Genomic DNA, 25066 nt, shown 5'->3' with positions numbered 1-25066 from the left:
TCGAGCGAGTCGAGGACGACGGTGGATCCGGCCCCGCCGCTACCCGCCCCCGCCGCTACCCGCCCCCGCGGCTACCCGCCCCCGCGGCTACCCGCCCCCGCGGCTACCCGCCCCCGCGGCTACCCGCCCCCGCGGCTACCCGCCCCCGCGGCTACCCGCCCCGTTCCTCCTCCTCCGCTTCCATGAGGCGGATGCCCTCGTGGGTCAGCGTGGCCCTCGCGGGCGTCTTGTGCGACGTCCACTCGACGGCGACCAGGCCCTCGCCCGCGAGATACGCGCACGCCGCCGCCAAGTCCGCCTCGGGCAGGGCGAGGTCGTCGCCGAGCGTCGCGCCGCTGACGTCCGGGCGGTTGGCCTCGACGGCGCCGTACAGGGCCTCGAGGATCGCCCTGCGGTGAGTCTTCCGCTCCTGAAGTGTTGCCATGGGCTGCCGCTCTCTCGCTGGGGGTGTGGCGGCGGGTTCGGCGTCCGGAGTCCGCTCAGCCCCCGTCTGTCGGGGGGTGGTCGTCCCACGACGTCTGGCTCGCGGCGAGCCAGGACCGTGCCGGCTCCGACGCGTGCGTGGTGTCCACGATGAGCTGGAGACGGGTGCCGCCGTCCGCTCCGGCGGGGTAGCTGCGCTGCTCGGTGGAGGAGAAGGAGCGCCGCAGCACCTCCGCGATCCGGCGGGCGACCTCGGGCGTAGCCGCGACGACGTGTACCTCGGCGTGGCCGGCCGAGGGCAGCTGCCGCTCGGGTTCCATGCGGGACCTCCTTGCGGGCCTCCTTGTCGCGGCACGGCGGCGCGGCACCGGGCGTGGGGCCCGGGACGTCGCACCTGCGTGCTCCACGCGCGTGGTCCACTCGCGGGCTCCCGGAGGCCGGGGGCTTCGCGCCGCGACGGTCCGGCGCCTCGGTGGGCCAGGCGTATCTCCACCGTATGCCCGCCGACGGGCCCCCGGCGCGCGGACGGTCATGGACGGCGGCCGGCCCCGGGCCCGCCCGCGTCGATCTCCGCGATCAGGGCCTCGACGAGGCTCCTGATGCTGTCGCGGATGGGGCGTACGGCCTCGACGCCCTGGCCGGCGGGGTCCTCGAGCGCCCAGTCCAGGTACTTCTTGCCGGGGAACACCGGGCAGGCGTCGCCGCAGCCCATGGTGATCACATAGTCGGACGCCTGGACGGCCTCGGCGGTCAGCACCTTGGGCCGCTGCGCGGAGATGTCGACGCCGACCTCCTTCATCGCCGCCACGGCGGCCGGGTTGACCTGGCCGGCGGGGAGCGACCCGGCCGAGCGGACCTCGACGCGGTCGCCCGCCAGGCGGGCGAGAAATCCGGCGGCCATCTGCGAGCGCCCGGCGTTGTGCACGCAGACGAACAGCACGGACGCGACGGGGGCGGCGGGCATGGTTTCCTCCTTCAGCGGGGACCGGGATCCCGTCAGCGCCACGTGCCGAGCATCTGTCCCATGGCCGCCATGACGGCGGGCTCGACCCGGTAGTACACCCAGGTCCCGCGCCGCTCGGAGGTCAGCAGGCCGGCGTCCTTGAGCTTCTTCAGATGGTGGGACACGGTCGGCTGCGATACGCCGACGTCGGAGATGTCGCACACGCAGGCCTCGCCGCCGTCGTGCGATGCGATCAGCGAGAACAGCCGCAGCCGCACGGGGTCGCCGAGCGCCTTGAACATCACGGCGGCCCGCTCGGCCTCCCCGGACGTCATCGGCCGCTCGGCCAACGGCGGACAGCACGGCGCGGCCGTGGCCTGAGGTTCCAGCAGTTCCAGCGCCTTGGTGTTCGCCATGCGCCCATTGTCCCTCAGGATCGACATTTGTCTATGTCGGCGGTTGTCGATGACGGTCGACGGCTGTCGATGCCTCGGCCCAGCGGGCGACCTGCGCGGCGTGGGCCCAAGTGCGGGGCGTCGCAGGCCGGGATCAGTCCAGCGCTGCCAGGGCATCGACCAGCGCCCGGCCCTCGGGAGCCCTGCGGCGCAACAGCACCCCCGCCACCCTGTGCAGTTCCTCCCACGCGTGCGGGCGGCCGATCTCGGAGGCGTCGGCGATCACGCCCAGGGAGGTCTCCAGAGCGGCCTCCGCCTCCCCGGCGCCGGCGTACGCGTGGGCCAGGCAGGACCCGTACCAGGCACGGTCCCTGCGGAAGGACGGAGCGAAGCCGGCCAGTCCTGTCACCAGGCTCTCGGCCGCGCTCGACCATTCCTGGAGGTGCAGGTCGGCCATACCGCGCTGCGCGGCGAACCACCGCTCGCCGTAGAAGTACAGCCAGGGCGGCGCGTCCGACGCGGCTGCGATGATCTCCTGCGCCTCGTCCAGCCTGCGGTGCGCGCCGTCGGCATCCCCTTCGAGCGCGTGCCCGCGCCCGGTCATCTGGACCGCCATGGCCCTCGTCGCCTCGCTCGCGCCCGCCGTCGACGCCGCCGCCTCGCCGAGCCGGACACAGCGCCGCCCCCGGCCCTGAGACCACGCCAGGTGCGCCTTCATGCTCATGGTGGTGGCGGCCATGTCGCCGTACCCGGACTCCAGCGCCCAGTCATAGGACCGGTCGAACCATCCCAGCGCCACGGGGGCGGCGCCCTGGTCCTGCGCCATCCAGGCGAGAAACTGCGCGTACTCGGCCAGCAGCTTGACCACACGGTCTGCCAGCGGCCCGCGGGCCTGGCCGTAGAGGGCGGCCACCTCCTCGAACTGAGCAGTCACGAGCGGAGCGACGGTGCGTGAGCCCACGGTGTCCTCCGCCCGGCGATGCGCGGCCAGCAAGGCGTCCATCGCGTCCAGAGAGGCGGCGTCCAAGCGCAGGCCGCCCTTCTTCACGGCGATCAGCCGCTCCGCGTCCGTCTCCGACACCACACCGGGCAGCACGAGGGAGGGTAAGGGGAGCTCCTCGTGCCGGGCGTCCAGCAGTTCGAGAGGGACGCCGAGGCCGTGAACGATCCGCTGCCGTACCTCGACGGACGTCACCTCGCGCCGCCGGTTCTCGATCGCGGAGACGTCCGACTGCGCCAGACCCACGAGGGCGCCGAGCCTGCTCTGGCTGCTGCGCGTCAGCTTTCGCCACGCCTTCAACAGCGCGGGCCAGTCCTCCGCGGCCACGGCTGCCCGCAGCTCAGGGTGTGCCCACACATTCAGCTCCGGCTCCATCCCCGGAATATAGGACGGCCCTATAGGACGCGGCAGTGGCTTCGAGATTCCGGGGCCGCCAAGGTGGTCAACGCACCCCGGAGCAGGACACCTTCGGGCAGTGTCTCCCCCTCGCAGCGGGCCGTCGGGCTGTTGCCTGGCGTACCTGCGGCTCGCTGCACCCAAAGCTGAGTGGAGAACAGCCATGAGCGCCCCCTCCCTTCCCCGCCGCGCCCCTGGTGCGAGCGGACGCAAGCACACCGCACCCGAGCCGCTGCCCGGTTCCCCCAGCCAGGCCCTGCGGATACGAGCTGCGGGCGGATGGGAGAAGTTCATGCGTCGTGCCGACCTTTCCCAGCCGGAGGAGACGCAGACGTGAACCCCGCCGATCGCGCTGGCTACGAACAGCACCCCTTGCTGCATCAGCGGGTCCGCGACATCGCCACCCGGATGGAGGGCGAACTGGTCGCCGTCACCCACGAGCTGCACAGCCACGGCACGGTCCGCATCGCGCACATCCGCCCGCCTGGCGGAGTCGAGTGGACCACGGCAGCCGACAACATCGCCCCCGCCTGACGCCCAGCACTGAGAGGAGACACGATGCCTACCCGGCTTGCCCGCATCCCCGGTTCGGTGATCATGCAGCCGACCACCCAGTGCCTGCCTATGGACTGCACGTACTGCTACCTGCCGTTCCGCAAGATGAAGCACCTCATGCCGGTGGAGGTCGCCAAGGCGGTTGCCAGGCCTGTCAACGAATGGGCCACGGCAAACCCGGAGTTCGAGGTCGTGTGGCACGGCGGGGAGCCGCTCGCGGCCGGGCGTGAACACCTCGCCGCTCTCATGGCCCCGTTCACGGGCTTGAAGCACTCCGTGCAGACCAACGCCGCCTTGGTCGATGACGCGTGGTGCGAGTTCCTCCTGGAGCATCAGGTCCATGTGGGCGTCAGCATCGACGGCCCCGAGGACATGAACACCCACCGCGTCACCCTCGCCGGCCGCCCCGGATTCCGCGGCATCATGCGGGGCATAGACCGCTTGCACCACCACCGGATGCCGTTCTCCGCCATCGCGGTCGTCTCCAACCCGGACCCGGACAGGGCAGGCCGCTTCTATGACTTCTTCGCCGACCTGGGCGTAACCACCCTCGGCGTCAACGTCGAAGAGGAGGAAGGCGTCAACCTGGGCGCCAAGGACGCCGACCCCGCACGGGCAGCGGGATTCTGGACTGCCCTCGCGGATGCCTGGCGGGCGAACCCCGTCATCCGGCTGCGCGAGATGCAACGCGTGCTCAACTTCGCCGGGGCTGTCCTCGGCAGCCATGCCACCGCCCCGACGCCGACCTCGGCTCCTTGGGACCCACTGCCCACCGTCGCCTACGACGGCGGCGTGGTCATGCTGTCCCCGGAGTTGGCCGGGTTCACGGACAGCCGGTTCGGCGACTTCACCACCGGCAAAGTGCTCCACACCGGCCTAGACGTCCTCGTCGCCGAGGCCGAGGATCGCACCCCCTGGATCACCGAGTTCTGGAACGGCGTGGACGCCTGCCGCGCCACGTGCCCCACCTTCGCGTTCTGCGGAGGCGCCCATGCGGCCAACCGGTACTTCGAGCACGAAGGCCGGTTCGACGGCACCAGGACCCGGTACTGCACCACCGCCAAGATCGCCCTGCTCGAAGGAGTTACGCGACATGTCCGTGAACATCGCCCCTGACGCCACCGCGCTCGTGATGGACTCGGCCCAGGGATTCACGTCCCTCCTTGAGGCGGCGGGCGCCACGGCCCTCGCCCGCGGGGAGAACGCTTGGACCAACGCCCACTCGGGCAGCCGCCCCGCCGCGGCGGCCAGGCGCCCTCAGCTCCTTGTCGGCACGTTCGACAACCAGCCGACCTGGGACAACCCCACACCGGTTTTCGACAACCGTCCCACTTGGGACAACTGGAAGAACAAGTAGCCCGGACGGGGCGGTCCTGCCGGCGACACCGGGCCGCCCCGGCACCACGTTCAAGGAGCATCATGGCCAGCCGCACCTTCGGCCACATCGCCGTGACCACCCCCGACCTCGAAGAGCCCGGCCTGTACCTGTCCGCGGTTGCGACACTGGACAGCCCCCGGGGCACCGTGCAGGACTTCACATACGGGGACGTCGACCTTCGCTCGCTCACACTCACCGGCATCCGGCTCATCACGGGCAGGGTCACCGGCGTCCGCGCGAAGCAAGTCGAGTTCGAGGCGCTGAACCTCCACGGCGTCGAGATCATCAGCAGTGATCTGGGCTCGGTCCGCTGGAGTGAGAGCAAGCTGTCCCGGGTCCACTTCCGCGACTGCAAGCTGATGGGCGCCGCGCTGGACGGCGTGGTCCTGGACGACGTGCTGTTCGAGAAATGCCGTTTCGACTACGCCACCTTCGAGAAGGTGCGCGCTACCGGCCCCGTTGCCCTCGCCGGCTGTGCCTTCACCGAGGCCACGTTCACCGACTGCGACCTGTCCGACGCCGTGTTCTCCGACTGCGGACTCAAGCTGACCGAGTTCGTCGGCGGACGGTACCGGGACACCGACCTCCGCGGCAACGACCTCTCACAGATCCGCGGCGTCGCCAACCTGGCCAGAGTCCGCATCGATCAAGGTCAGCAGACGGACCTTGCCCAGGCCCTCGTGAACGAACTCGGCATCGCCGTCGGAGACGACTGACCAGGAGGACCACGTGCCCCTGCACATAGCGTTCAACGACCTGGACGCCCTGCGCCAGCGGTGCGAGACCGCCACCGTTCGTACGACGAAGGAGGATCCGGCGTACGAGGTGGGCTCCGTGGTCCCGTCCGGACTGTGGCAGCCACTCGCGGAGGCAGACAGTCTCTCGCTGGCCGCCCAGGCTCGGACCGGCCACCACGCTCGTGGAGATCGTCCGCCCGCCCGCTCTGAGGGAGGAGGATCCGGAGCGCCTGGCGAGGCCGCTGGGCAACGACGCGCAGTACCTCGGACAGGCTCTCTCCAAGCCCAACATGATCACGACGACGGAGAACTACCAGGACGGCCGTCTGATCGGCCTGCACCTCGACAACTGGGACAAGCTGATCTACGGGCAGAAACCCCGTGGCCGGCGCCGCCTCGCCCTGAACCTCGGACCGGGCACCCGGTACCTCGTCGTCGGCACGCTCGACGCACAGGCTGTGTGCCGGGCCGTACACCCCGAGGACTACATGTACCGCTACCCCTCCACCGAGGACTACCGAAAACACGTGGCCTCCGGACACCCGATCCGGGTCTACCGCATCCGCCTCGCGCCCGGAGAGGGCTATATCGCTCCTACCGAGTACCTGCTGCACGACGGCTCTACGGAGGGGCAGGAACACCCCTCCGCGGCCGCATTCTGGCTCGGCCACTGGTCGCCCGGAACCTTGCCGTCTTTGATCTAGGCGAGGCGCCTCACCGGTCGGGGACCCATCCAGCCCGATGGGACCAGGCGTGCCATACATCCATGGGGCCGACCGTCAGGTCAGCGGATCGCCTCGTCCATGAGCACGTAGAGCAGGCCGACAAGGGAGCCACTGCTCACGATCTCGCGCCGGTCGATCATGCTCCGCACGTCGCGCAGCGGGATCCACTCGATCCGGTCCGACTCGTTCTTCTCGGTCGGCGGTCCTTCGTACGTCGCGCCGTCGGCCCGGAAGACGTGGTGCTGGGAGTCGGTGATGCCGTTGGCCGGCTCGGCGTAGATCAGCGGCTTGATGGGACCGGGCCGCCAGCCGGTCTCCTCCAGCACTTCACGGGCTGCCGCGTCGGCCGGAGTCTCGCCCTCCTCGACCAGGCCCATGGGCAGCTCCCACGCCCAGGCGTTCGTGATGAAGCGGTGCCGCCACATCATCAGCACCTCGCGCCGCTCGTTGAGCACGGCAGCGACGGCCAGGTGCCGGAGCTTCACTACGTGGTGCTCCCAGCGGTTCCCGTCCGGTGTCTCCACGTCGGTGAGCCACAGGTTGACCCAGCTGTTCTCGTAGATCGGACGTTCGCCGTGGATCTTCCACTGCATCGCTGCGGCCCCTCTCGATCGGCCTCGTGCATCGCAGAGCGGCGGCTGGCCAGGGCTGACTAGGACGAGGTTCGGCCAGGGTTCATGGCACGCCGACGCATACGCATTCAGCAGCCCGCGTCCACGTCGTACCCCGGCCCCCGTGCCGCCGTCACGGCCGCCCGGGCGGGGGCAGACGAGATCCGTCGCCCCCGCCCGGCCGTCGTGCGGTGATCACAGATGCGCGGTGATGGCCGGCATCAGGTCCTGGAAGGTACGGCCCTGTGCGGGGCTGCCGATCGCCGCCATCTGCCAACCGCCGCCGCCTCGGTACACCTTGGCCATGATCTGCGCGGTGTGGCGGCCTCCGCCCGTGAGGGTGTAGCGGGCCAGCTCCTGGCCCGTCGTCTCGTCCAGGAGGCGGCAGAAGGCGTTGTCGACCTCCTCGAAGGTCTGGCCGGTGAACGAGTTCACCGTGAAGACGATCTGGTCGATGTGGACGGGCAGACGCTGGAGGTCCACGACGATCGACTCGTCGTCGCCGCCCTGGCCCGCGCCGCCGACGCGGTTGTCGCCGGTGTGGCGGACCGAGCCGTCGTCGCTCACCAGGTGCTGGAAGAAGACGACGTCGACCGCCTGCTTGTCGGCGAAGAGCACCGCGGAGGCGTCCAGGTCGATCTCGCGGGCCGTCATCCGGGCCAGGAACCCCTTGCGGGGCGCCGACTTCCAGCCCAGTCCCATGCGGACGACGCTGAGCGCGCCGCCGTCGGACTTGCTGAGGCTGATCTGCTGGCCCTTGGACAGGTTCACGGACATGGTGTGCTGCCTCTTCGTTCGTCGGGTGTGCGTGGGTGTGCGGTGGGCGCCCGGTGCGGTGCTACGAGCACGGCGCCGGGCGCGTCGCCTCGCCGTCGGTCAGACGTTGACGCCGAAGTCGGTCGCGATGCCGGAGAGTCCGCTCGCGTAGCCCTGGCCGACCGCGCGGAACTTCCACTCCGCGCCGTGCCGGTAGAGCTCGCCGAAGACCATCGCGGTCTCGGTGGCGGCGTCCTCCGACAGGTCGTAGCGGGCCAGTTCGGCGCCGCCCGCCTGGTTGACCACGCGGATGAACGCGTTGCGCACCTGGCCGAAGCTGTGGCCGCGGCTCTCGGCGTCGTGGATGGAGACCGGGAAGACGATCTTCAGGACGTCGGCCGGCACGGCGGCCAGGTTCACCTTGATCGTCTCGTCGTCGCCCTCGCCCTCGCCGGTGAGGTTGTCGCCGGTGTGCTCGACGGAGCCGTCCGGGCTGGTGAGGTTGTTGTAGAAGACGAAGTGCTGGTCCGATGCGACCTTCCCGGCTTCGTTGAGCAGCAGGGCGCTGGCGTCGAGGTCGTAGTCGGCGCCGGTGGTCGTACGGACGTCCCAGCCCAGGCCGACCACGACGGCGGTCAGGCCCGGGGCCTCCTTGCTGAGCGAGACGTTGCCGCCCTTGGCGAGGCTCACACCCATGTCGTCATCCCTTCCCTCGATCAACCGCCGGGCCCGTCGGCCCGGTTCTCGGTGACGCCCACAAAATCTACAGCACTGTAGAATCGTGCGGGCGGCCTTGGCCTGCCCACTCAGTACGATGAACGGCCCCACGGTGAACAGCGGGGGCTGTGAGGCGGGAGGGAAACGAGATGACGGACCGGAACACGAGCGGCTCCGCCCGGCACCCCCGCCGACGCGGTCAGGGAGAGCTGGAGGCCCAGGTGCTGGCCGCGCTGCGCCAGGCGGCGGGCCCGGTGAACGCGGCCTGGGTGCAGGAACGACTCGGCGGCGGCCTCGCCTACACCACCGTGATCACCATCCTGACCCGGCTGCACGCCAAGGGCGCCGTCGCCCGCGAGCGGGCCGGCCGGTCCTTCGCGTGGACGCCGACCGCCGACGAGGCCGGTCTCGCCGCTCTGCGGATGCGCCGGATGCTGGACGCGGAGGCCGACCGCGGCGCCGTCCTCGCCAGCTTCGTCACCGCCCTCCCCGCGGGCGACGAGCAGCTGCTGCGCGACCTGCTGGCCCGGACGGGCGACGAAGGGGAAGACTGACCGCATGGGAGTCTTCGTCTTCCTGCCGCTCGTCCTGCCCTTCAGCGCCTGGCCGATCGCGCGCCTGGCCGAACAGCATCTGCACCCGCGCGCCGCCACCTGGCTGCTGACCGCCGTCGCCGCCGTGCTCGCGGTGTGCAGCACCCTGTGCCTGGCCCTGCTGATGGTCGTCGGTACCGCCCAACTGCCCGGCAATCCGCTGCCGGACGGCTGGTCGGACCCGGAGGTGCGCGAGGCGGTGCCGTACGACGAGGTGGCGGGCAAGGTCGCCATCCCCGCGCTGATCGCCGTGCTCGCGTCCTGCGCGCGGGCCTCGTGGCGGCGCCGCCGGGTACGCCGCCGCGCCGGGCAGGCGCTGGCGGGACTGCCGGCCACGTCGGTGGCGGTGCTGCCGGACACGGCGCCGTACGCGTACGCGCTGCCCGGCCGGGGCCGTGGCCGGATCGTCGTGACGACGGGGATGCTGGCCGGGCTGAACTCCGGCGAGCGGCGCGCCCTGTTCGCGCACGAGCGGGCCCATCTCGGCGGGCGCCACCACCGGTTCCTGCTGGCGGTGCAGCTCGCGGCGCGCGCCAACCCGTTCCTGCGGCCGCTGCGTACCGCCGTGACGTACACCGCCGAGCGCTGGGCCGACGAGGACGCCGCCGCGACGGTCGGCAGCCGGCGGGTCGTGGCGCGGGCGATCGGCAAGGCGGCGCTGGTCTCGCGCGGCGCGCCGCCGCCCGTCACGACGCTGGCTGGGTTCGGCGGGTTCGCGGGCTTCGGCGGGTTCACCGGCTTCGCGGGCTTCGCGGCGGCCGGGCCGGTGCCGCGCCGGGTGGCCGCCCTGCTCGAGCCGGCGCCCGTCGCCCGGCTGTGGCCGTCCGTCTTCACCGCGGTGGGGCTGGCGGCCTGGGGAGCGGCGGTGGGCGCCGCCGTCTCGGCGCTGTCCTCGGCGAACTCCGCCGTCACCCTCTTCCTCATCCTGCACGCGGCCACGCCCATGTAGCGGTGTGCGCGCCCGCCCGCCCGGCGCCTACGGGCCGTATGTCTACAGGTCGAACTCGTGCGGCGGCAGGTCGAGCGTGAAGCACGCCTCCCGGACGATCGCCGGCGCCGAGCCGCTCCGCGAACAGGTCGCCGGCGCGGACGGCGCCCCTGACCTCGAGGGCGGCCCGCGCCGGCCTGGCGCTCCACCACTGCTCGACGACTTCAGACGACTTCAGGAGATGCCTGGGTGCGCACGGGCGAATCCTTGCGTGGAGGGCGAGGCGCCCAGGGGCTCCGACCGCTGACGGAGACCTGGGAAGATCGTTCCGCAGGCTAGCGCCTCGCCCGCCGAGGCGATCCTCGCCGCCGCGGCCCATGCGTCCGGCCGCCCTTCAGGACGGCTCCGGCGTGCGGTCCAGGTGGGGCAGGAGGTGGCCGAACCGCTCCCGCTTGGTCTGGAGGTAGAAGAGGTTCTCCTCGCGCGGCGCCGTCAGCAGCGGGACCTGCTCCGAGATCTCGATGCCGTGCTGGAGCAGTGCCTCGATCTTGCGCGGGTTGTTCGACATCAGCCGTACGGACCGTACGCCGAGGTCGTGCAGCATCTCCGCCGCGACCCTGAAGTCCCGTGCGTCCGCCGGGAGTCCGAGCGCGAGGTTCGCCTCGACGGTGTCCATGCCCTCCGCCTGGAGCTGCATGGCCTGGAGCTTCGCCAACAGGCCGATCCCGCGGCCCTCGTGGCCCTGGAGGTAGATCAGGACGCCGCGGCCCTCGCTCACGATCGCGCCCAGCGCGGCGGACAGCTGGTCCCCGCACTCGCAGTGCCGGGACCCGAAGATATCTCCGGTCAGGCACTCGGAATGCACTCGGGTAAGCGCTCCGTCGCCCTCGATATCCCCGTATACCAAAGCTATTTGCTCATCGCCTCGGCTGCGGTCCAGGTAGCCGACGGCGAGGAACTCGCCATGCTCGGTCGACAGGCGGACGGTTGCCACGCGCTCGACGTCCGTTGTGCGAGTGCTGTCGGAACGTACGTGATCCGTATCTATCATGGCCAGATCCTATCGGGTAACCTCTGGTGAGGGCATCCAAATGAGCGAGAGGGTGTCAACAAGCCTATTGGCCAATCGCGTTCGGTCAATAGGTATGCCGTGGTTGTGCGGTCTGTACTTGCGACTGTGTACGGAAACGTCCGTTCACATGCTTTCGTATTCGGGCCGCCGGGGCGGCCGACATGTCGTATGACGAAGAATGAAAGGGTCGGGAACATGAGTGGCCCGTACGTGCGGCTGCCTGCTTTGGGCCTGTTGCCGCTGGAGACGACGACGGAGGACGTGAAGGCCGGCGCGGCCGGCGTCGCCGTTCTTCCCATCGGCAGCTTCGAGCAGCATGGGCCGTTTCTGCCCCTGATGACCGATACGGTCATAGCCTGCGCCATCGCCAGAGAGGTCGCCGCCGCCTACCCGGTGCACTGCCTCCCGCCGATAACGGTCTCGTGCTCGCACGAGCACGCCGCCTGGCCCGGCACCGTCAGCATTTCCGCCGCGACCCTTTATGCCGTCATCCGGGACATTGCCGAGTCGCTTCGGCGGTCCGGTATTCACAGCCTGGTTCTCGTCAATGGGCACGGTGGAAACTACGTGCTGCGCAACGTGGTTCAGGAATCCGCCGGAACCGGTACGCGCATGGCGCTTTTCCCCGGCTCGGCCGACTGGGGCGCGGCGCGTGAGAGGGCCGGTGTGCAGACGCCGTCGGCGAGCGATATGCACGCCGGTGAAGTGGAGACGTCCATCCTGTTGCATGACCATCCAGAACTCGTCCGTCCCGGTTATGAGACATCTGACTTTCTCGCCGACGACCGGGAGCATCTGCTCACTCTCGGTCTGCGGCCCTACACGGAATCCGGCGTGGTCGGCTGCCCCTCGATGGCGTCCGCCGAGAAGGGCAAGGAATTGCTGGCCGGCCTCGTCGACTCCTTCGCCGAGTACTTCGCGCTCCTGGCGCCGGAGAAGTCCCCCGAGCCGGAGAAGTCCCCGGAGCCGGTGAAGTCCCCGGCGCCGGCGGACTCGTCGGCTCCCGCGAACTCCCCGGCCGCCGAGGGCTTCTCGAGGAGCGCGCAGTGACCGGCCTGGCGGCGGGCGCCGCCGGCCGGCTCGACGCGGCGGGCGCCTGGGAGCTGCTGCTCGGCATCCGCTCCGAGGCGGACGCCGACGCCGCCGGGCTGCTCGCGGGCGCGGACGGCCGGCGCCGGTGGCGGAACGCCTCGCCCGAGGCGGACGTCCTCGCCGACCGCTATCTGTCGCTGTGCCTGGCCGGCCCTCGCTTCACGGTCGCTCAGCTGGGGCAGAGCCTGGACGGCTTCATCGCGACCCGCACCGGCGACGCCGACTACGTCACCGGCGAGGAGGACCGCGACCATCTGCACCGGCTGCGCGCCCTCTGCGACGCGGTGGTCGTCGGGGCGGGCACCGTCGTCGCCGACGATCCCCAGCTGACGGTCCGCGCCTGCGCCGGGAACCACCCCGTACGCGTGGTCGTCGACCCGCACGGCCGGGTGCCGCTGCGCCGCCGGCTGTTCGACGACGGCGCGGCCGACACCCTGTGGGTGGTGGGCGCCGACAGCGAGCGCGGGCGAGCCGCTCTGGGCGGCGGCGCCGGCGAGGACGAGGTCTCCGGCCTGAAGGGCGGCCGAGTCGACATGCTGGTGCTGCCCGACCGCGCCGCGTTCGCCCCCCGCCGCCTGGTGCACGAGCTCGCGCGGCGCGGACTCGGCCGCGTGCTCGTGGAGGGCGGCGGCGTCACCGTGTCCCGCTTCCTGCACGAGCGTGCGCTGCACCGGCTCTACGTCACGGTGGCCCCGGTCCTGCTCGGCGACGGCGTCCCCGGACTGCGCTTCGACGGACCGGACGTGATGCGCGACGCGCTCCGTCCGCCGACCCGGCGCGCCGCCCTCGGCGAGGACGCCCTCTTCGAGCTCGACCTGCGGGCCGCGCATGCGGGCGATCCACTGGACGACGAGGACGCCGATGCCGGGGAGGCTCGCGGCGAAGGCGAGTAGCCCGTAGACGACGGCGACGGTCAGCCCCTGGGCCGCGCCCAGGCCCGCGGCGCCGAAGGCCCAGGCGGTGACGCCCTCCCTGGGCCCCCAGCCGCCGACGTTCAGCGGCAGCGCCATGGCGAGCAGCGCCAGCACCATGATCGGCAGCAACTCCGCCGCCGGGGCCGTCGATCCCGCGGCCCTGGCGGCGAGCAGGAACATGCCGAGATGGCCCGCCAGCACCGCGACGGACGAGATCAGCACGCCGGGCCAGCTCTGGCGCGCGAACAGGCCGAGGCGTGCCTCGGCCAGGGTGGAGCGGACCGCGCGCCGCCACCGCGAGTCCGCAGCCGGGGCCGTGGCGGGGGCCTGGGACTGCTCCTGCGCCTCCGCCTGAGCCTGGCCTCGCTCCTGAGCCTCCGCCCGCTCCCGCGCCTCCGCCTTGCCGCGAGGGCGGCGGCGGACGGCGACCGCGGTCGCCAGCGCGCACACCACCGCCAGCGCGAGTGCGGTGCCCGGCGCCGTGGCGAGAGCGCCGGCGAACTGGCCCGCCTCCGCCAGGACCGGCGAGGGCTGCGCGATCAGCAGCGCCACGCCGACGGCGATCAGGACCGCCTGGCCAGCCACCCGTTCCAGGACGACCGCGCGGACGCCCCGGCCGACGTCGCCGGCGCTCTGCCCGTGCCGTACGGCGCGGTGCACATCGCCGAGGACGCCGCCGGGCAGCGCCGCGTTCAGGAACAGCGCGCGGTAGTAGTCCGCGACGGCCCGCCCCAGCGGCAGCCGGATGCTCAGGGCGCGGGCCACCACGCGCCAGCGCCACGCGCTGAACACCGTGGTGAGCAGGCCGATGCCGAGCGCGCCCAGCAGGGTCGGGACGTCGATCCCGCGCAGGCCGTCCAGGAACGCGCCGGCGCCGTGCCACCACAGCATCGCCGTGAGGATGGCCGCTCCGACGAGCATGCCGAGCCGCGCCCGGACCGCCTGCACGATCACGAGGCGCCGCCCGTCGGCCCAGGCAGGGCCAGCACATCGCTGTGGTGCACCGCCGCCCGCAACTCGCCCGCCGCACAGGCCGCCAGGCGGCTCTGCAGATACCTATCGGCACGCGCCGCGAGCTCCGGCCGCTGCTCGCACGCGGCGGCGACCCAGCCCCGCAGCCACTCCGCCGTCAGCGCGGACTCCGCCGGGCCCAGCCGCCAGGGAGCGGCCGCCACCCGCACGGTCATGCCGTGGCGCGCGAAGACCTCGGACGCCGCATCGACGGCGTCGGGGCCGAGCAGTCGGCGGCCGTGCTCGACGCGGCGCTGGTGGTCGTTGAACGCCTCGGCGATCTCGGCGTCCAGCGGGTCGGCCGGGGTCAGCTCGACCCGTCCGACGACGGAGAGCGCGAGCAGCGCCGGGCACCCGGCGCCGGCACAGGCCGCCGCGAGCGCGTCCAGCTCGTCGTAGGTGAGCAGGTCGAGCAGCGCGGACGCGGTCACCAGCGAGGTGCCGGTCAGCCGCTCCGCGTCCAGGCGGGCGACGTCGCCCGTCTCCGTCGCGACCGTGACGGGGCTGCCGTCGGCGGCGGTACGGGGCAGTTGGGCGGCGGCCAGCGTCAGCAGGGCCGGGTCGTGGTCGTGCAGGATCCAGTGCTGGGCCCCGGGCAGCCGGGGTGCGAGCCAGCGCCCCATGGAGCCGGTGCCGCAGCCGAGGTCGCGGACGACCCACTGCGCCGATGCGGAGTGCGCACCCGAGCCCGCCGAGTCGGAGCCCTCACCTGGGCCCGCCGAGCCGAAGCCCTCACTGGGGCCGGACGATTCGGAGCGCTCACCCGGGCCCGCCAAGTCGTAGCCCTCACCCGAGCCCGACGCTCGGGTGCCGCCCGCCGCCGACGCTCGGGTGCCGTCCGCCGCCTTCGCTCGCGCGCCGTCCGCCGCCCCCGCCGCGTGCTCCCGCAGCGCGTCCAGGAGTTGGGGCGCCCGGGCCGCCGCGTCGGCGCTCTCCCGCAGCGCCAGCCACTCCGGGGCGTAACGAGGTCGTTCGGTCTCACTCACGGTCCCGCTCACGCTGCCTCCCGAGTTTCCTGTCGCAGTTGTTCCAGAGCCCTGGCCAGGCTCCGCGAGGTCGCCTCCCAGCCGGCGAGCGCGGTGCGCCGCCGACGCGCGATCACCTTCGAGCGGTGCCGCTCGCCGGGCTCGCTCAGCCAGCGGCGCAGCGCCGCCGCGAGCGCCGCCGGGTCGTCCGGCGGCACGAGCAGGCCCGGCACGCTGCCGTCGGGCCCGCGCCCGACGGCCTCCGGCACTCCGCCGACGGCCGTCGCCAGGACGGGGACGCCGCGCGCGAGCGCCTCGGTGACGGCCATGCCGTACGTCTCGGCGTGCGAGGCGAGGACCAGCAGGTCGGCGCCGGCGTAGCTCGCGTTCAACGCGGCGCCGGTCCGCGGCCCCACCAGGTGCACCCGGTCGTCGAGCCCGTACGCGCCGATCAGCTCCCGGAGCCCGGCGACGTAGTCGGGGTCCTGGTCCAGTCCGCCGACGCAGACGCAGGTCCACGGCAGATGGGCGACCGTCGACAGCGCCTGGACCAGCTGGTGCTGGCCCTTGCGCGGGGTGACCGAGGCGACGCACAGCAGGCGCGGCGCGTCGGAGGAGGCGGCGTTCGCCGTGCCCGGCGCCAGGGGCGCGATGTCGGCGCCGGGGGCGGCGACATGGACCCGGGAGGGGGCGAGCCCGTGGTGCTCCACGAGCCGGCCCGCTGCCCACTCGCTGGTCGCCACGACCGCGGCGACGGCTTGCAGCGTGCTGCGCTCGGCGAGGTCCAGAGCCGCCGCCCGGTCGGGGGCGAGCCCCGTCTCGTCGGCCAGCGGAAGGTGCACCAGCACGGCCAGCCGCAGCCGTTCGGCCTCGGGCACGATCACCTCGGGGACGCCGCAGGCGACGAGTCCGTCGAGGAGGACGATGCCGCCGTCCGCGGTGTCGTCGAGTATGGCGGCCAGTGCCGCGCGGGCCTCGGGCCCGGGCTGCGGCCAGTCGCCCGCGACGGTGTTCTCGCGGACCTGCCAGCCGACCTGGGGCAGGTCCCGGCAGACTCTGCGGTCGTAGTTGTTGCCGCCGCTCGGCGCGGCCGGATCGTCGACGCCGCCGGGCATCACCACGCGCACGGACCGGACGCCCGCGGGCACGGCGCCCACGGCCGCAGGCCCCTCGGCCTTGGCGGCCGGGGCGCCGGTCGTACGCGCGGACGCGGAAGCGGAAGCGGACGTGGACGGGGACGCGCCTGGGCGGCTCATAGGGTTCGCTCGTAACTCGCCCACGCGATATGGGACTCGTGCAGCGTGACCGTGATCCCGGCCAGGCCGCGCGCGCCCTCGCCCAGCGCCCCGGCGTGCACCTTGTCGGCCAGACGGTCGGCGATGACCTTGGCGAGGAACTCGGTCGAGGTGTTGACCCCGGCGAATTCGGACTCGTCGTCCAGATTGCGGTAGTTGAACTCGCCGACCACTGCGCCCAGCTCAGTGGTGGCCAGTCCGATGTCCACGACGATGTTGTCGTCGTCGAGCTCGGGACGGCGGAAGGTGGCGTCCACGAGGAACGTCGCTCCGTGCAGGCTCTGCGCGGGTCCGAAGACCTCTCCGCGGAAGCTGTGAGCGATCATGAGGTGCTGGCGGACGGTGACGCTGAACAACGGCTGTGACCTCCCGGTCCGACGCAGTCGGCCGTTGGCGGCCGCTGCCCATCAGTACGGCCGGAGCGTACTGCGCGTTCAAAGGCCCAGGTCGCTCGATGTTCGGAGGGATTCAGCCGTTGCTTCGACCGTCCGGCGGCGGGCTGTCGGACGCGCGCGGGCGGGCGGGCGGACGCTCAGTCGGGCCGGACCCGGCAACTGACGGTCAGCACCGGCCAATTGGCGGGCCGGACCGGCGAGCAGGCGGGCTCAGCCGCGCTGCGTCGCCGCCTCGCCCGCGAGTGCCGGGTCGCCGCCCAGGTTTTCCGGTGGGGCCTGGTCGCCGTCCACGATGCGGGCAGCGACGGCGAGGTACGGCGCCCGCGTCGGCGGCGACGGCGAGGTACGGTGCCCGCATCGGCGGCGAAGTACGGTACCCGCGACGGCCAAGTACGGTGCCCGCATCGGCAGCGACGGCGTCTCGGTCCTCGCCGCTCAGACGGTCCCAGCCGTCGCTCAGACGGTCCCGGCACCGCCCCGCGCGTCGTACCGCACCCGGTGGCAGAGCCCGGGAAGCTCGCCGGAGGCGATCTTCGGCATCACCGACGGCAGCTCCTCGAAGGCGCACTCGCCCGTGATCAGGGCGTCGAGGGCGGGGTCGGCGAGCAGGTCGAGCGAGAGCGCGAGCCGGTCGGCGTACGTACGGCTGGAGCGCCGCGCCGGCGACACCCTCCCGACCTGGCTGCCGCGCAGGACCAGCCGGCCGGAGTGGAACGCCTCGCCCAGCGGCAGGCTGATCCGGCGGTCGCCGTACCAGCTGAGCTCCAGGGCCGTGCCCTCCGGCGCGAGCAGCTCCAGGGAGCGCGCGAGCCCGGCCTCGGAGGCGCTGGCGTGGACGGCGAGGTCGCAGTCGCCCAAAGCGTCCTCGGGGAGCGCGAAGTCGACGCCGAGCGCCTTGGCGAGGTCCGCGCGGGCGGGCTCGGAGTCGACGAGCTGGACGCGGACGCCGGGGTACCGGGCGAGGAGGGCGGCCACGGAGCAGCCGATCATCCCCGCGCCGACGACGGCGATCCGGTCGCCGATCAGCGGCGCCGCGTCCCACAGGGCGTTCACCGCCGTCTCCACGGCGCCGGCCAGCACGGCCCGCTCCGCGGGGACGGCGTCCGGCACGGGGGTCACGGCGCTCGCAGGGACGACGTACCGGCTCTGGTGCGGGTAGAGGCAGAAGACCGTACGGCCGGTCAGGCGCTGCGGCCCCTCCTCGACGACGCCGACGCTGAGATAGCCGTACTTGACCGGCCCGGGGAACTCGCCGTCCTGGAACGGGGCCCGCATCGCGGTGTGCTGGCTCTGCGGCACGCCCCCGCGGAAGACCAGGCTCTCCGTGCCGCGGCTCACACCGGAGAACAGCGTGCGCACCACGACGTCGTCGTCGCCGGGCTCCGGCAGGACTACGTCCCGTACCTCGCTCTGACCTGGGGACTTGAGCCAGAAGGCCCGCGCATCTCGCCTCATCGACATCCTCTGCTGAACGCTCGGGTGACGGCCCACGTTTGTTACTCACGAGGCCGTGCACACGCTGCGCGGCCCTCGACGACTCTTTCACACAGGCCGGAGGGTGCTCGGTGGCCCTGAGCGACATATGCGATGTGAGGCTCCTGCGTCCGGAGACGGCGGGCGCGGCGGCGCAGACACTCCTGCTCGTCCTCGTCGGCACGGCGATCGGACTGGGAACGGCGGGATGGCTGGCAGGTCTGGCGTTCACGGCCGCGACCTGGGCGCTGCTGACACGTGCCCTGCGCCGTACGTGGCCCAGGCCCTTCGGCCCCGCCAACGGCGTCACCATGGCCCGTACGACGCTCGTCGGAGGGGTGACCGCGCTGGTCGCGGACGCGTTCGTGAGCCCGCAGCCGGTCGGCCTGCTGGTCGGGCTCACGACGGTGGCGCTGGTCCTCGACGCGGTCGACGGCCAGGTCGCCCGCCGCACCGGTTCGGAGTCCGCGCTGGGCGCGCGCTTCGACATGGAGGCCGACGCGTTCCTGATCCTGGTGCTCAGCGTCTACGTCGCGCTGTCGCTGGGCCCTTGGGTGCTGCTGATCGGCGCCATGCGGTACGCCTTCGTCGCGGCGGCACGGGTGCTGCCGTGGCTGAACGGGCCGCTGCCGCCGAGCATGGCCCGTAAGACCGTGGCCGCGATGCAGGGCATCGTCCTGCTGGCGGCCTCGGCGGGGATCATGCCGAGCCCGGCGGCGTACACGGCGGTGCTGGCGGCGCTGGCGCTGCTCGTCTGGTCCTTCGGCCGGGACATCAGGTGGCTGTGGCGCGTCAGGGTGAGCGACGGCGCGACGGCTCCGGCGGCGGTGCGCAGGGCGGAGCGCGAGAGGGTCTCACCGGTCTGACCCGACTACCCGGCGGGGCGTCCGGGGCGGGGGGAGGGGCGGAGGCGACATCGGTCGCCTCCGCCCCTAACTGCTGCCCTAACTGCTGCCCTGGCCGCTGTACTGGCTGTTGCCCTGGTGTCCGACTGCTGCCGTGACCGCTGCTGGTCTCGGGGCGCATCGGCCTCGCGCATCGGCCTCTGCCCCAGCCGCACGCGCCGCCGCCCGGACGGGAGAACCGTCCGGGCGGCGATCGGGGGAGCCGGCTTACGTCGCCTGCTAGGGAGCCTGAGCGGGAGCCGGGGAGGCGCCGGGCTTCGGCCCGTACGCGGTCAGGAAGCGGTCGCGGAAGGAGTCCATCCGCCAGACCGGCGCCTTCGGGCTCGGCTTCAGACCGGCCTCCCAGCCCCAGTCGGAGACCCGGTCCAGCACTGCCTTGTCGCGGGAGACGATCGAGATCGGAACGTCCCGGCCGAAGTCGCCTTGGGTGACCGTGGGCACGGGCTGATGGTCGCCGAGGAAGACGAGGACGGTGTCGTCGTCGCCGTACTTCTCCACGTAGGAGACGAGGCTGTTGAGCGAGTACTGGATGGCGTTCCCGTACTCGGTGCGCACCTGGTCGGGGTCCTTCCACACTTCCTTGGGGTCCTTGCCCTCTTCCTTGATGCCGTCGTAGACCGAGCCGTCGCCGACCTCGTCCCAGCCGATCATCTTGGGCAGGGGCGCCCAGGGGTTGTGGCTGGAGGCGAGGATGATCTCCGCCATCAGGGGCTTGTGGCCCGGCTTGCCGTGCTCGAGCCGCTCGAAGGCGGACAGGCTGTACTGGTCGGGGACGGGGGTCCAGCTGAACTTGGGGCCCTGGTAGCCGAGCGTGCGGGAGTCGTAGACGTTGTCGAGCCCGTAGAACTTCCCCTCCGGCCAGGACCGGGTGACGCCGGGCATGACGCCGACCGTCCGCCAGGCGTCGGTGCGCTTGAAGGCGCTGGTGAGGGTCAGCCGGTCGCTCGAGGTGAGGGTGCGGTAGCGCTGCTGGTTCTTTATCCACAGGCCGGACGCGAAGGTCGAGTGGGCCAGCCAGCTGCCGCCGCCGCTCGTCGGCGAGCCGAGGAAGCCGCTCTTGGCGGAGAACCCGGCCGCGCGCAGCCGCTCGTTGCCGTCCGCGAGCACCTTGTCGACCCCCGGTGCGATGCCCGGGTCCTCGATGGCGCTGCGGCCGTAGCTCTCGATGAAGACGAACATGACGTTCTTGCCGCGCAGTCCGGTCAGCAGCTGGTCGGGTGGAACGTCGCGGAAGGCGTCGACGGACGCCTCCTCGGCGAACTTCTGGTGGTCCTTGAGGCTCGCGTTCACCTGCTCCGCACGGGCCTCGACGAACCTGGCGGTGACCTCCGAGGCGAGCGGCGTGCCGCCGATCTGCAGGCCGAGCGCGGTGCAGGTGATCCACACGGTCCCGAGCACCAGGGCGCCACGGGTCGTTCGGGCGCTGTGCTCGGCCGCGACGCGGCTCAGGCGTACGACGGCGAGCGCCATGAGGACGAGCAGGGCGACGACCAGGAGGACGACCCCGACCACGGCGCCGAGCGCGCCGGCCGGGCCGACGGAGTCCCTGAGGAACGCCTCGGCGTCGTCGAACAGGATCCAGTCGAGGATGACGTCGAAGGGCCGGTTGAGCACGGAGTAGAAGCCCATGTCGAGGAACTTCAGGATGGTGAGCAGCCCGAGCCCGGCGCCTGCGAGCACAGCCGCCGCCCGCCTGGCCCTGGGCGGCAGGACGAGCAGCAGGACGGCGCCGAATATCGCCTCGACGGGGATGCGCACGAACGCGCCGGGCGTCAGGCGGGTGAGGTGATTGGGCAGGAGGAGGGCGAAGAAGACGAGCACGGCGGCGAGACCGGTGGTCGTGTGCGCGACGGCCCGCGCGAGAACGGGCCGCCGCCCGCGCCAGCCGGGGTCGGGGGCGATGCGGGCGGGGTCGGGTTCGTCGGCGTGCGCGGCGGGGTCGGGGGCGGTGCGGGCGGGGCCCGGTTCGTCGGCGTGCGCGGCGGGGTCGGGGACGGTGCCGGCGGGGTCCGGTTCGTCGGCGTGCGCGGCGGGATCGAGGCGATCCGCCGGATCGTCGTGTTCAGCTTCGTGGGAAACCACGGCTCCGTCGGTTTCGTGAGCGACCACGGCTTCGTCGGCTTCGTCCGAGGCGGTGTTCTCGCCCGACTTCTCGCCCGACGTCTCGTCCGTCTTGTCGCCTGACTTCTCGCCTGACTTCTCGCCTTCGACGACGTCCTCCGCGGAGGCGTCGGGTATGGGCTCCGGCTCCGGGGAGTCGTCGGGCGGCAGGTCCTTCTCTGTGATGGCGTTGTCCCTTTTCGGCGGCGGCTGATGAGAGCGCGTCCTGAGCGACACCCGAAGTTCCTTCCGTGCGAAGCCCGGCGGTGACTCGGCGGAGCAGACTCGGGAGGCCGCAGCCGCCGATACCAGTACGGTTCGCGCGCGGCTTCGGTTCAACGCCGTACGCGCCCGCCGCGCCCGAAGCGAGCCGGGGAGCTGCGACGACGTGGCGCCGACCCCCTCGCCCCCACGGTTTCGAGGCCCACCCCGTCGGCAGTGGGCCCGCACTCTACGCGGCCGCCGAAGGCACGCCGTCGCCGGTGCTCAAGGGCGGGTATGCGGATGTGTGCGATGGGGGTGGTTGCGGATCTCGACGGACGCGTCCGTCGCCAGCGAGTAGTCGCCCCTGTCCCTGGCCGCCTGCCGCTGCTCGGCCAGGGCGGCGCAGACGTCGCAGCCCTTGGCGGGGCGTGGCGGCTCCAGGGGGAGGGGAACGCTGAGGGGCTGGTTCATCGTGGTCTTCGTGCTCTTCGGGTTGCTCATGGTGGCGAGAATGCGCGCCCTTTTCGGACGTATCCCCGCCCCATCGGGGACAGTCGCACCGTGTGCCGCTACGGTGCGAGAAGGCCCAAATGTCGCTGGGGGAAGCCTTGAACGTCGCTCTCCGTTCGGCTATAGCGGACGCGCGGCTCACGCCACGCAAGCTCGCCGCACGCGTCGGAGTCGCGCCGAAGACCGTGGAGCGATGGCTGGCCGACGCCGAGTTAGTACCCCATGCAAGGAACCGTGTCGACGCGTGCCGGGCGCTGAAGGTGGACGAAGAGATGATCTGGCCGAAGGCTGTACAGGAGCGCGTGAAGTCAGGACACGACCGCGAAATCATTCAGGCGTACCCGTACAGGTCGGCCTGTCCGTCGACCGTGTGGGGCGAGCTGACCGAGGGCGCTACGGACCAGATTCTGCTGGCGGGATACACGAACTACTTCGTCTGGCTCGAACAGCCGGCCTTCGCGGACACCCTTCGTCGGAAGATCGATTCAGGGTGCCGCGTCCGCTTTCTCCTCGGGGATCCCGAAGGAGAGGTGACCCGTCAGCGCGAGGCGATCGAGGACGTCGCCCTGAGCGTCTCCACACGCGTGAGGATCACGCTTGAGCAACTGGAACGCCTGGGACGCCTCGGGGTCTCGGACGGCGGTCTGGAAGCTCGGTTCAGCAGCGCCGAGGACGCTGTGAACCATGTGTCGCTGTCGGTGTTCCGCTTCGACGACGAAGCGCTCGTCACTCCGCACCTGGCCACGCTCGTCGGCCACGACTCGCCCCTGCTCCATCTGCGCAGGCTGGGCGACCGTGGCATGTTCGACCGGTTCGCCGAGCACGCCGAGGAGCTGTGGACCCGGGGAAGGCCCATCCCGCTCCGCTAGAGGCGGTCGAACCCGTCGCGCTGGTCGGCGAGGTCCCGGCCGTCGTCGTGCTGATCGCCCGCCGCTCCGCCCCGCCGACCCTCAGGGATGCATCCGCGCGCCCTTGAGCACCTTGTCCACCGCGTTGCGCGGGCCGTATACCGCCAGGCCCACCAGGTCCAGCTGGGCCCTCGGCGTCGACCGGACCGCCGCGCGGTTGTCCTGGTCGTTGCCGGTGGCGAAGAGGTCGGAGGTGAACACCGACAGGGGGAGCGAGCGGGACAGGGCGCGGCCGTGTGCCGTGGTCAGCGTCTCCTTCGGGCCCTGGAAGACGAGGACGGGCTGGCGGAACATCGGCAGGTAGGCGGTGCCGTCGGCGTCCGCGTACGGTTCGCCGATCACCTCGGGGAGCGCCGATCCGAGGCCGCTGACCAGGAACGCGGTCACGTTCAGCCGCTGCCAGGGCTCCAGGTCCTCGCGCAGCAGAACAGCGATCTTGGTGTCGAAGCGTACGGTCGTGCCCTCGGTCGTGCCCTCGGTCGTGCTCTCCGTCGTCATGCCTTCAGCGTGCCGACCGCCCCGCCGTGCGGTCTTGTACGTTCTTTGCATGGCCGCTCGGCAGGAGATCACCGCCTGGCGCCCGCAGGTCGCGGGTGTCGTGGAGGTCTTCCACGCGCACTTCACGGAGCACGCGTACCCCATGCACGTCCACGACGCCTGGGCCCTGCTGATCGTCGACGACGGCGCGGTCCGCTACGAACTCGGCCGCCACGAGCACGCCATCCCGCACGACACGGTGTCCCTGCTCCCGCCGCAGGTCCCGCACAACGGCGCGCCCGCCACCCCGCAGGGGTTCCGCAAGCGGGTGCTCTACCTGGACCTGACCCAGCTGGACGAGAGCTTCATCGCCGCGGCCGTGGACCGCCCCGACCTCGTCGACCCCGTCCTGCGCCGGCGCGTCGGACAGCTGCACCAGGCTCTGGCGCGCCCGGGCGACGAACTGGAGGCGGAGAGCCGTCTCGCCCTGATCGGCGAACGCCTGCGCGGCCACCTCCAGCCCCGCCTGGTCACGGGCCCGCCACGGCCCGACCACGCGGTGGCCCGCACCCTGCGGGAGCTCCTCGACGAACGGTTGCTCCAGGGAGTGACCCTGGACGAGGCCGCCGCCCTGGTCCACGCCCACCCCACACACCTGGTGCGCGCGTTCAGCAGCGCCTTCGGCATCGCCCCGCACCAGTATCTGATGGCCCGCCGGGTGGACCGCGCCCGCCGGCTGCTGCTCGACGGCCGCCAGCCCGCAGAGGTGGCGACGGCGGCCGGCTTCTACGACCAGTCGCACCTCAGCCGCCACTTCAAACGCCATGTGGGCATCGCCCCGGGGCAGTACGCGCGCGGGGGCGGAGAGGGCTTCCGTCGCCCGCACCCGTCATGAGCACTGCCAGAGGAAGCGCCCCTCCTTGCCGTCCGGCGAGACGAAGGCGTAACCGACCCCGGCGTCGCCGAAGTTGACGTAGAACGGCAGCCCGTCCGTCAGCTGCACCACGAGCCGCCAGCCCTCGCCCGGCTCCTCCTCGCCCTGAAGCCAGTAAGGCTCGACACCGGGACCGCCGAGGAACTGAAAGACGCTGCCCTCGGCGCCGGGGGCGCCTATGGACGGCAGGTGGTCCGCGCCCGCCGTGGGGCCCTCGGCCTGCGCCCGGACGGTCACGGAGTCCGGTATCCGCCCGCCCGGCTGGATCAGGAGCGCGTTCTCGCCGCCGTCGGGCTCCCAGGTGCCGTCGACGTACTCCACCTGCACGTCTGTCATGAACAGATAGGCGATGCGGCCCCCGTCGAGCGCGAACTGCCCCAGGAACTGCATGGGCTCGCCGGTCTTCCGCGAGAGCGGCCACTGCGGCTCCTCCAGCCACACGGGCTGCCCGCCGATCTTGGTCACCGGCGCGCGTACGGGACAGTCGACGGAGACGAACTCAAGGGGGGCAGGCGTGGACATGCTTACTCCTTGCGGGTGTTCGGCGTGCGAAGCGGCGAAATGAGGACGCTAGCGGCTCACACTGACAATCCCCGCCGTCCCCTGCGACCGCTCCGCCGCTCGGGCCCCATCCCGCCCCGCGCGATCGATGGC

At 72.1% G+C, this 25066-nt stretch carries 30 protein-coding genes and 1 pseudogene; 13 read left to right on the top strand and 18 right to left on the bottom strand.

Going from position 1 to position 25066, the window contains the following annotated elements; translation table 11 throughout:
* Positions 1–151: 151 nt before the first annotated feature.
* The 5 genes from AB0M39_RS04865 to AB0M39_RS04845 all read right to left on the bottom strand — a co-directional run bounded on the left by AB0M39_RS04865 (position 152) and on the right by AB0M39_RS04845 (position 3136).
* Positions 152–424 carry a hypothetical protein gene (locus tag AB0M39_RS04865; protein ID WP_365360181.1) on the bottom strand — a complete coding sequence of 91 codons (273 nt, stop codon included), beginning with the start codon at positions 422–424 and terminating at the stop codon, positions 152–154.
* Positions 425–479: 55 nt separating this feature from the next.
* Positions 480–743 (bottom strand): hypothetical protein, encoded by a 264-nt coding sequence (locus AB0M39_RS04860; RefSeq protein WP_365360179.1) that lies wholly within the window; start codon positions 741–743, stop codon positions 480–482.
* Between the two features lie 209 nt (positions 744–952).
* Positions 953–1387 (bottom strand): arsenate reductase ArsC, encoded by a 435-nt coding sequence (locus AB0M39_RS04855; RefSeq protein WP_365360177.1) that lies wholly within the window; start codon positions 1385–1387, stop codon positions 953–955.
* Between the two features lie 32 nt (positions 1388–1419).
* Positions 1420–1782, bottom strand: coding sequence for a metalloregulator ArsR/SmtB family transcription factor (locus AB0M39_RS04850; protein ID WP_365360175.1), 363 nt, complete (start codon positions 1780–1782; stop codon positions 1420–1422).
* Between the two features lie 133 nt (positions 1783–1915).
* A complete protein-coding gene (locus AB0M39_RS04845; RefSeq protein ID WP_365360173.1) occupies positions 1916–3136 on the bottom strand; it encodes a helix-turn-helix domain-containing protein in 1221 nt (406 codons plus the stop codon).
* 184 nt (positions 3137–3320) lie between these two features.
* Between AB0M39_RS04845 and AB0M39_RS04840 the strand changes: the two genes are divergently transcribed.
* The 6 genes from AB0M39_RS04840 to AB0M39_RS04815 all read left to right on the top strand — a co-directional run bounded on the left by AB0M39_RS04840 (position 3321) and on the right by AB0M39_RS04815 (position 6531).
* A complete protein-coding gene (locus AB0M39_RS04840) occupies positions 3321–3494 on the top strand; it encodes a hypothetical protein (RefSeq protein WP_365360171.1) in 174 nt (57 codons plus the stop codon).
* Positions 3491–3691: a hypothetical protein gene (locus AB0M39_RS04835; protein WP_365360169.1), complete on the top strand. Its 201-nt coding sequence runs from the start codon at positions 3491–3493 to the stop codon at positions 3689–3691. The genes AB0M39_RS04840 and AB0M39_RS04835 overlap by 4 nt, the downstream gene beginning before the upstream one ends.
* A gap of 24 nt (positions 3692–3715) precedes the next feature.
* Positions 3716–4828 carry a cyclophane-forming radical SAM peptide maturase AmcB gene (gene amcB, locus AB0M39_RS04830; RefSeq protein WP_365360167.1) on the top strand — a complete coding sequence of 371 codons (1113 nt, stop codon included), beginning with the start codon at positions 3716–3718 and terminating at the stop codon, positions 4826–4828.
* Positions 4806–5069 carry a multiple cyclophane-containing RiPP AmcA gene (gene amcA / locus AB0M39_RS04825; RefSeq protein WP_365360165.1) on the top strand — a complete coding sequence of 88 codons (264 nt, stop codon included), beginning with the start codon at positions 4806–4808 and terminating at the stop codon, positions 5067–5069. Before amcB ends, amcA begins: the two co-directional genes overlap by 23 nt.
* A gap of 62 nt (positions 5070–5131) precedes the next feature.
* Positions 5132–5806 carry a pentapeptide repeat-containing protein gene (locus AB0M39_RS04820; protein WP_365360163.1) on the top strand — a complete coding sequence of 225 codons (675 nt, stop codon included), beginning with the start codon at positions 5132–5134 and terminating at the stop codon, positions 5804–5806.
* A 203-nt stretch (positions 5807–6009) separates the two neighbouring features.
* On the top strand, positions 6010–6531 hold the full coding sequence (locus tag AB0M39_RS04815) for a hypothetical protein (protein ID WP_365360161.1): 522 nt from the start codon (positions 6010–6012) through the stop codon (positions 6529–6531).
* An 80-nt stretch (positions 6532–6611) separates the two neighbouring features.
* Here AB0M39_RS04815 and AB0M39_RS04810 read toward each other — a convergent pair whose 3' ends face one another.
* From AB0M39_RS04810 to AB0M39_RS04800, 3 genes are all read right to left on the bottom strand, one after another.
* Entirely contained in the window at positions 6612–7145 is a 534-nt protein-coding gene (locus AB0M39_RS04810; protein ID WP_365360159.1) for an NUDIX hydrolase, read from the bottom strand.
* A gap of 213 nt (positions 7146–7358) precedes the next feature.
* Positions 7359–7940, bottom strand: coding sequence for a TerD family protein (locus AB0M39_RS04805; protein ID WP_365360157.1), 582 nt, complete (start codon positions 7938–7940; stop codon positions 7359–7361).
* Between the two features lie 99 nt (positions 7941–8039).
* Positions 8040–8615: a TerD family protein gene (locus tag AB0M39_RS04800; RefSeq protein WP_365360155.1), complete on the bottom strand. Its 576-nt coding sequence runs from the start codon at positions 8613–8615 to the stop codon at positions 8040–8042.
* Between the two features lie 170 nt (positions 8616–8785).
* Between AB0M39_RS04800 and AB0M39_RS04795 the strand changes: the two genes are divergently transcribed.
* Together AB0M39_RS04795 and AB0M39_RS04790 are read left to right on the top strand one after the other, a co-directional pair.
* Positions 8786–9190, top strand: a complete 405-nt coding sequence (locus AB0M39_RS04795) for a BlaI/MecI/CopY family transcriptional regulator (RefSeq protein ID WP_365360153.1) — start codon at positions 8786–8788, stop codon at positions 9188–9190.
* A 4-nt stretch (positions 9191–9194) separates the two neighbouring features.
* On the top strand, positions 9195–10178 hold the full coding sequence (locus AB0M39_RS04790) for a M56 family metallopeptidase (RefSeq protein ID WP_365360151.1): 984 nt from the start codon (positions 9195–9197) through the stop codon (positions 10176–10178).
* A gap of 373 nt (positions 10179–10551) precedes the next feature.
* On the opposite strand, the gene ribA is transcribed toward AB0M39_RS04790, so the two are convergent.
* Positions 10552–11208, bottom strand: a complete 657-nt coding sequence (gene ribA, locus AB0M39_RS04785; protein WP_365360149.1) for a GTP cyclohydrolase II — start codon at positions 11206–11208, stop codon at positions 10552–10554.
* A 216-nt stretch (positions 11209–11424) separates the two neighbouring features.
* On the opposite strand from ribA, the gene AB0M39_RS04780 reads away from it, so the two are divergent.
* Both AB0M39_RS04780 and AB0M39_RS04775 read left to right on the top strand, forming a co-directional pair.
* Positions 11425–12279 carry a creatininase family protein gene (locus AB0M39_RS04780; RefSeq protein ID WP_365360147.1) on the top strand — a complete coding sequence of 285 codons (855 nt, stop codon included), beginning with the start codon at positions 11425–11427 and terminating at the stop codon, positions 12277–12279.
* Positions 12276–13214, top strand: a complete 939-nt coding sequence (locus AB0M39_RS04775; protein ID WP_365360213.1) for a RibD family protein — start codon at positions 12276–12278, stop codon at positions 13212–13214. The genes AB0M39_RS04780 and AB0M39_RS04775 overlap by 4 nt, the downstream gene beginning before the upstream one ends.
* Here AB0M39_RS04775 and AB0M39_RS04770 read toward each other — a convergent pair.
* The 5 genes and pseudogenes from AB0M39_RS04770 to AB0M39_RS04750 all read right to left on the bottom strand — a co-directional run.
* Positions 13161–14156: pseudogene (locus tag AB0M39_RS04770) on the bottom strand (lysylphosphatidylglycerol synthase transmembrane domain-containing protein); the annotation flags it as partial. The gene AB0M39_RS04775 and the pseudogene AB0M39_RS04770 sit on opposite strands and share 54 nt — an antisense overlap.
* Before the next feature lie 29 nt (positions 14157–14185).
* Complete coding sequence (locus tag AB0M39_RS04765; RefSeq protein ID WP_365360145.1) at positions 14186–15232, bottom strand: methyltransferase domain-containing protein; 1047 nt, start codon at positions 15230–15232, stop codon at positions 14186–14188.
* 8 nt (positions 15233–15240) lie between these two features.
* Positions 15241–16326 carry a glycosyltransferase family 4 protein gene (locus AB0M39_RS04760; RefSeq protein ID WP_365360211.1) on the bottom strand — a complete coding sequence of 362 codons (1086 nt, stop codon included), beginning with the start codon at positions 16324–16326 and terminating at the stop codon, positions 15241–15243.
* Between the two features lie 137 nt (positions 16327–16463).
* Positions 16464–16862, bottom strand: coding sequence for a 6-carboxytetrahydropterin synthase (locus tag AB0M39_RS04755; RefSeq protein ID WP_365360143.1), 399 nt, complete (start codon positions 16860–16862; stop codon positions 16464–16466).
* A gap of 495 nt (positions 16863–17357) precedes the next feature.
* Complete coding sequence (locus AB0M39_RS04750; protein ID WP_365360141.1) at positions 17358–18356, bottom strand: zinc-binding alcohol dehydrogenase; 999 nt, start codon at positions 18354–18356, stop codon at positions 17358–17360.
* A gap of 110 nt (positions 18357–18466) precedes the next feature.
* Here AB0M39_RS04750 and AB0M39_RS04745 point away from each other — a divergent pair, with 110 nt between their 5' ends.
* On the top strand, positions 18467–19240 hold the full coding sequence (locus AB0M39_RS04745; protein WP_365360139.1) for a CDP-alcohol phosphatidyltransferase family protein: 774 nt from the start codon (positions 18467–18469) through the stop codon (positions 19238–19240).
* A 258-nt stretch (positions 19241–19498) separates the two neighbouring features.
* Here AB0M39_RS04745 and AB0M39_RS04740 read toward each other — a convergent pair whose 3' ends face one another.
* Together AB0M39_RS04740 and AB0M39_RS04735 are read right to left on the bottom strand one after the other, a co-directional pair.
* On the bottom strand, positions 19499–21616 hold the full coding sequence (locus AB0M39_RS04740; protein WP_365360137.1) for a sulfatase: 2118 nt from the start codon (positions 21614–21616) through the stop codon (positions 19499–19501).
* A gap of 249 nt (positions 21617–21865) precedes the next feature.
* Complete coding sequence (locus AB0M39_RS04735) at positions 21866–22084, bottom strand: hypothetical protein (protein ID WP_365360135.1); 219 nt, start codon at positions 22082–22084, stop codon at positions 21866–21868.
* A gap of 281 nt (positions 22085–22365) precedes the next feature.
* Here AB0M39_RS04735 and AB0M39_RS04730 point away from each other — a divergent pair, with 281 nt between their 5' ends.
* A complete protein-coding gene (locus tag AB0M39_RS04730; protein ID WP_365360209.1) occupies positions 22366–22962 on the top strand; it encodes an XRE family transcriptional regulator in 597 nt (198 codons plus the stop codon).
* Positions 22963–23043: 81 nt separating this feature from the next.
* On the opposite strand, the gene AB0M39_RS04725 is transcribed toward AB0M39_RS04730, so the two are convergent.
* Complete coding sequence (locus tag AB0M39_RS04725; protein ID WP_365360133.1) at positions 23044–23499, bottom strand: DUF2000 domain-containing protein; 456 nt, start codon at positions 23497–23499, stop codon at positions 23044–23046.
* Between the two features lie 49 nt (positions 23500–23548).
* Between AB0M39_RS04725 and AB0M39_RS04720 the strand changes: the two genes are divergently transcribed.
* Positions 23549–24373 (top strand): AraC family transcriptional regulator, encoded by an 825-nt coding sequence (locus AB0M39_RS04720; protein ID WP_365360131.1) that lies wholly within the window; start codon positions 23549–23551, stop codon positions 24371–24373.
* Here AB0M39_RS04720 and AB0M39_RS04715 read toward each other — a convergent pair.
* Positions 24368–24934: a hypothetical protein gene (locus AB0M39_RS04715; protein WP_365360129.1), complete on the bottom strand. Its 567-nt coding sequence runs from the start codon at positions 24932–24934 to the stop codon at positions 24368–24370. The genes AB0M39_RS04720 and AB0M39_RS04715 overlap by 6 nt on opposite strands.
* Between the last annotated feature and the right edge of the window lie 132 nt (positions 24935–25066).

The organism is Streptomyces sp. NPDC051907, from assembly GCF_040681075.1.
Classification (GTDB): domain Bacteria; phylum Actinomycetota; class Actinomycetes; order Streptomycetales; family Streptomycetaceae; genus Streptomyces.
The sequence above is the reverse complement of the archived record's forward strand: the minus strand, read 5'-3'. Positions and strand labels throughout refer to the sequence as shown.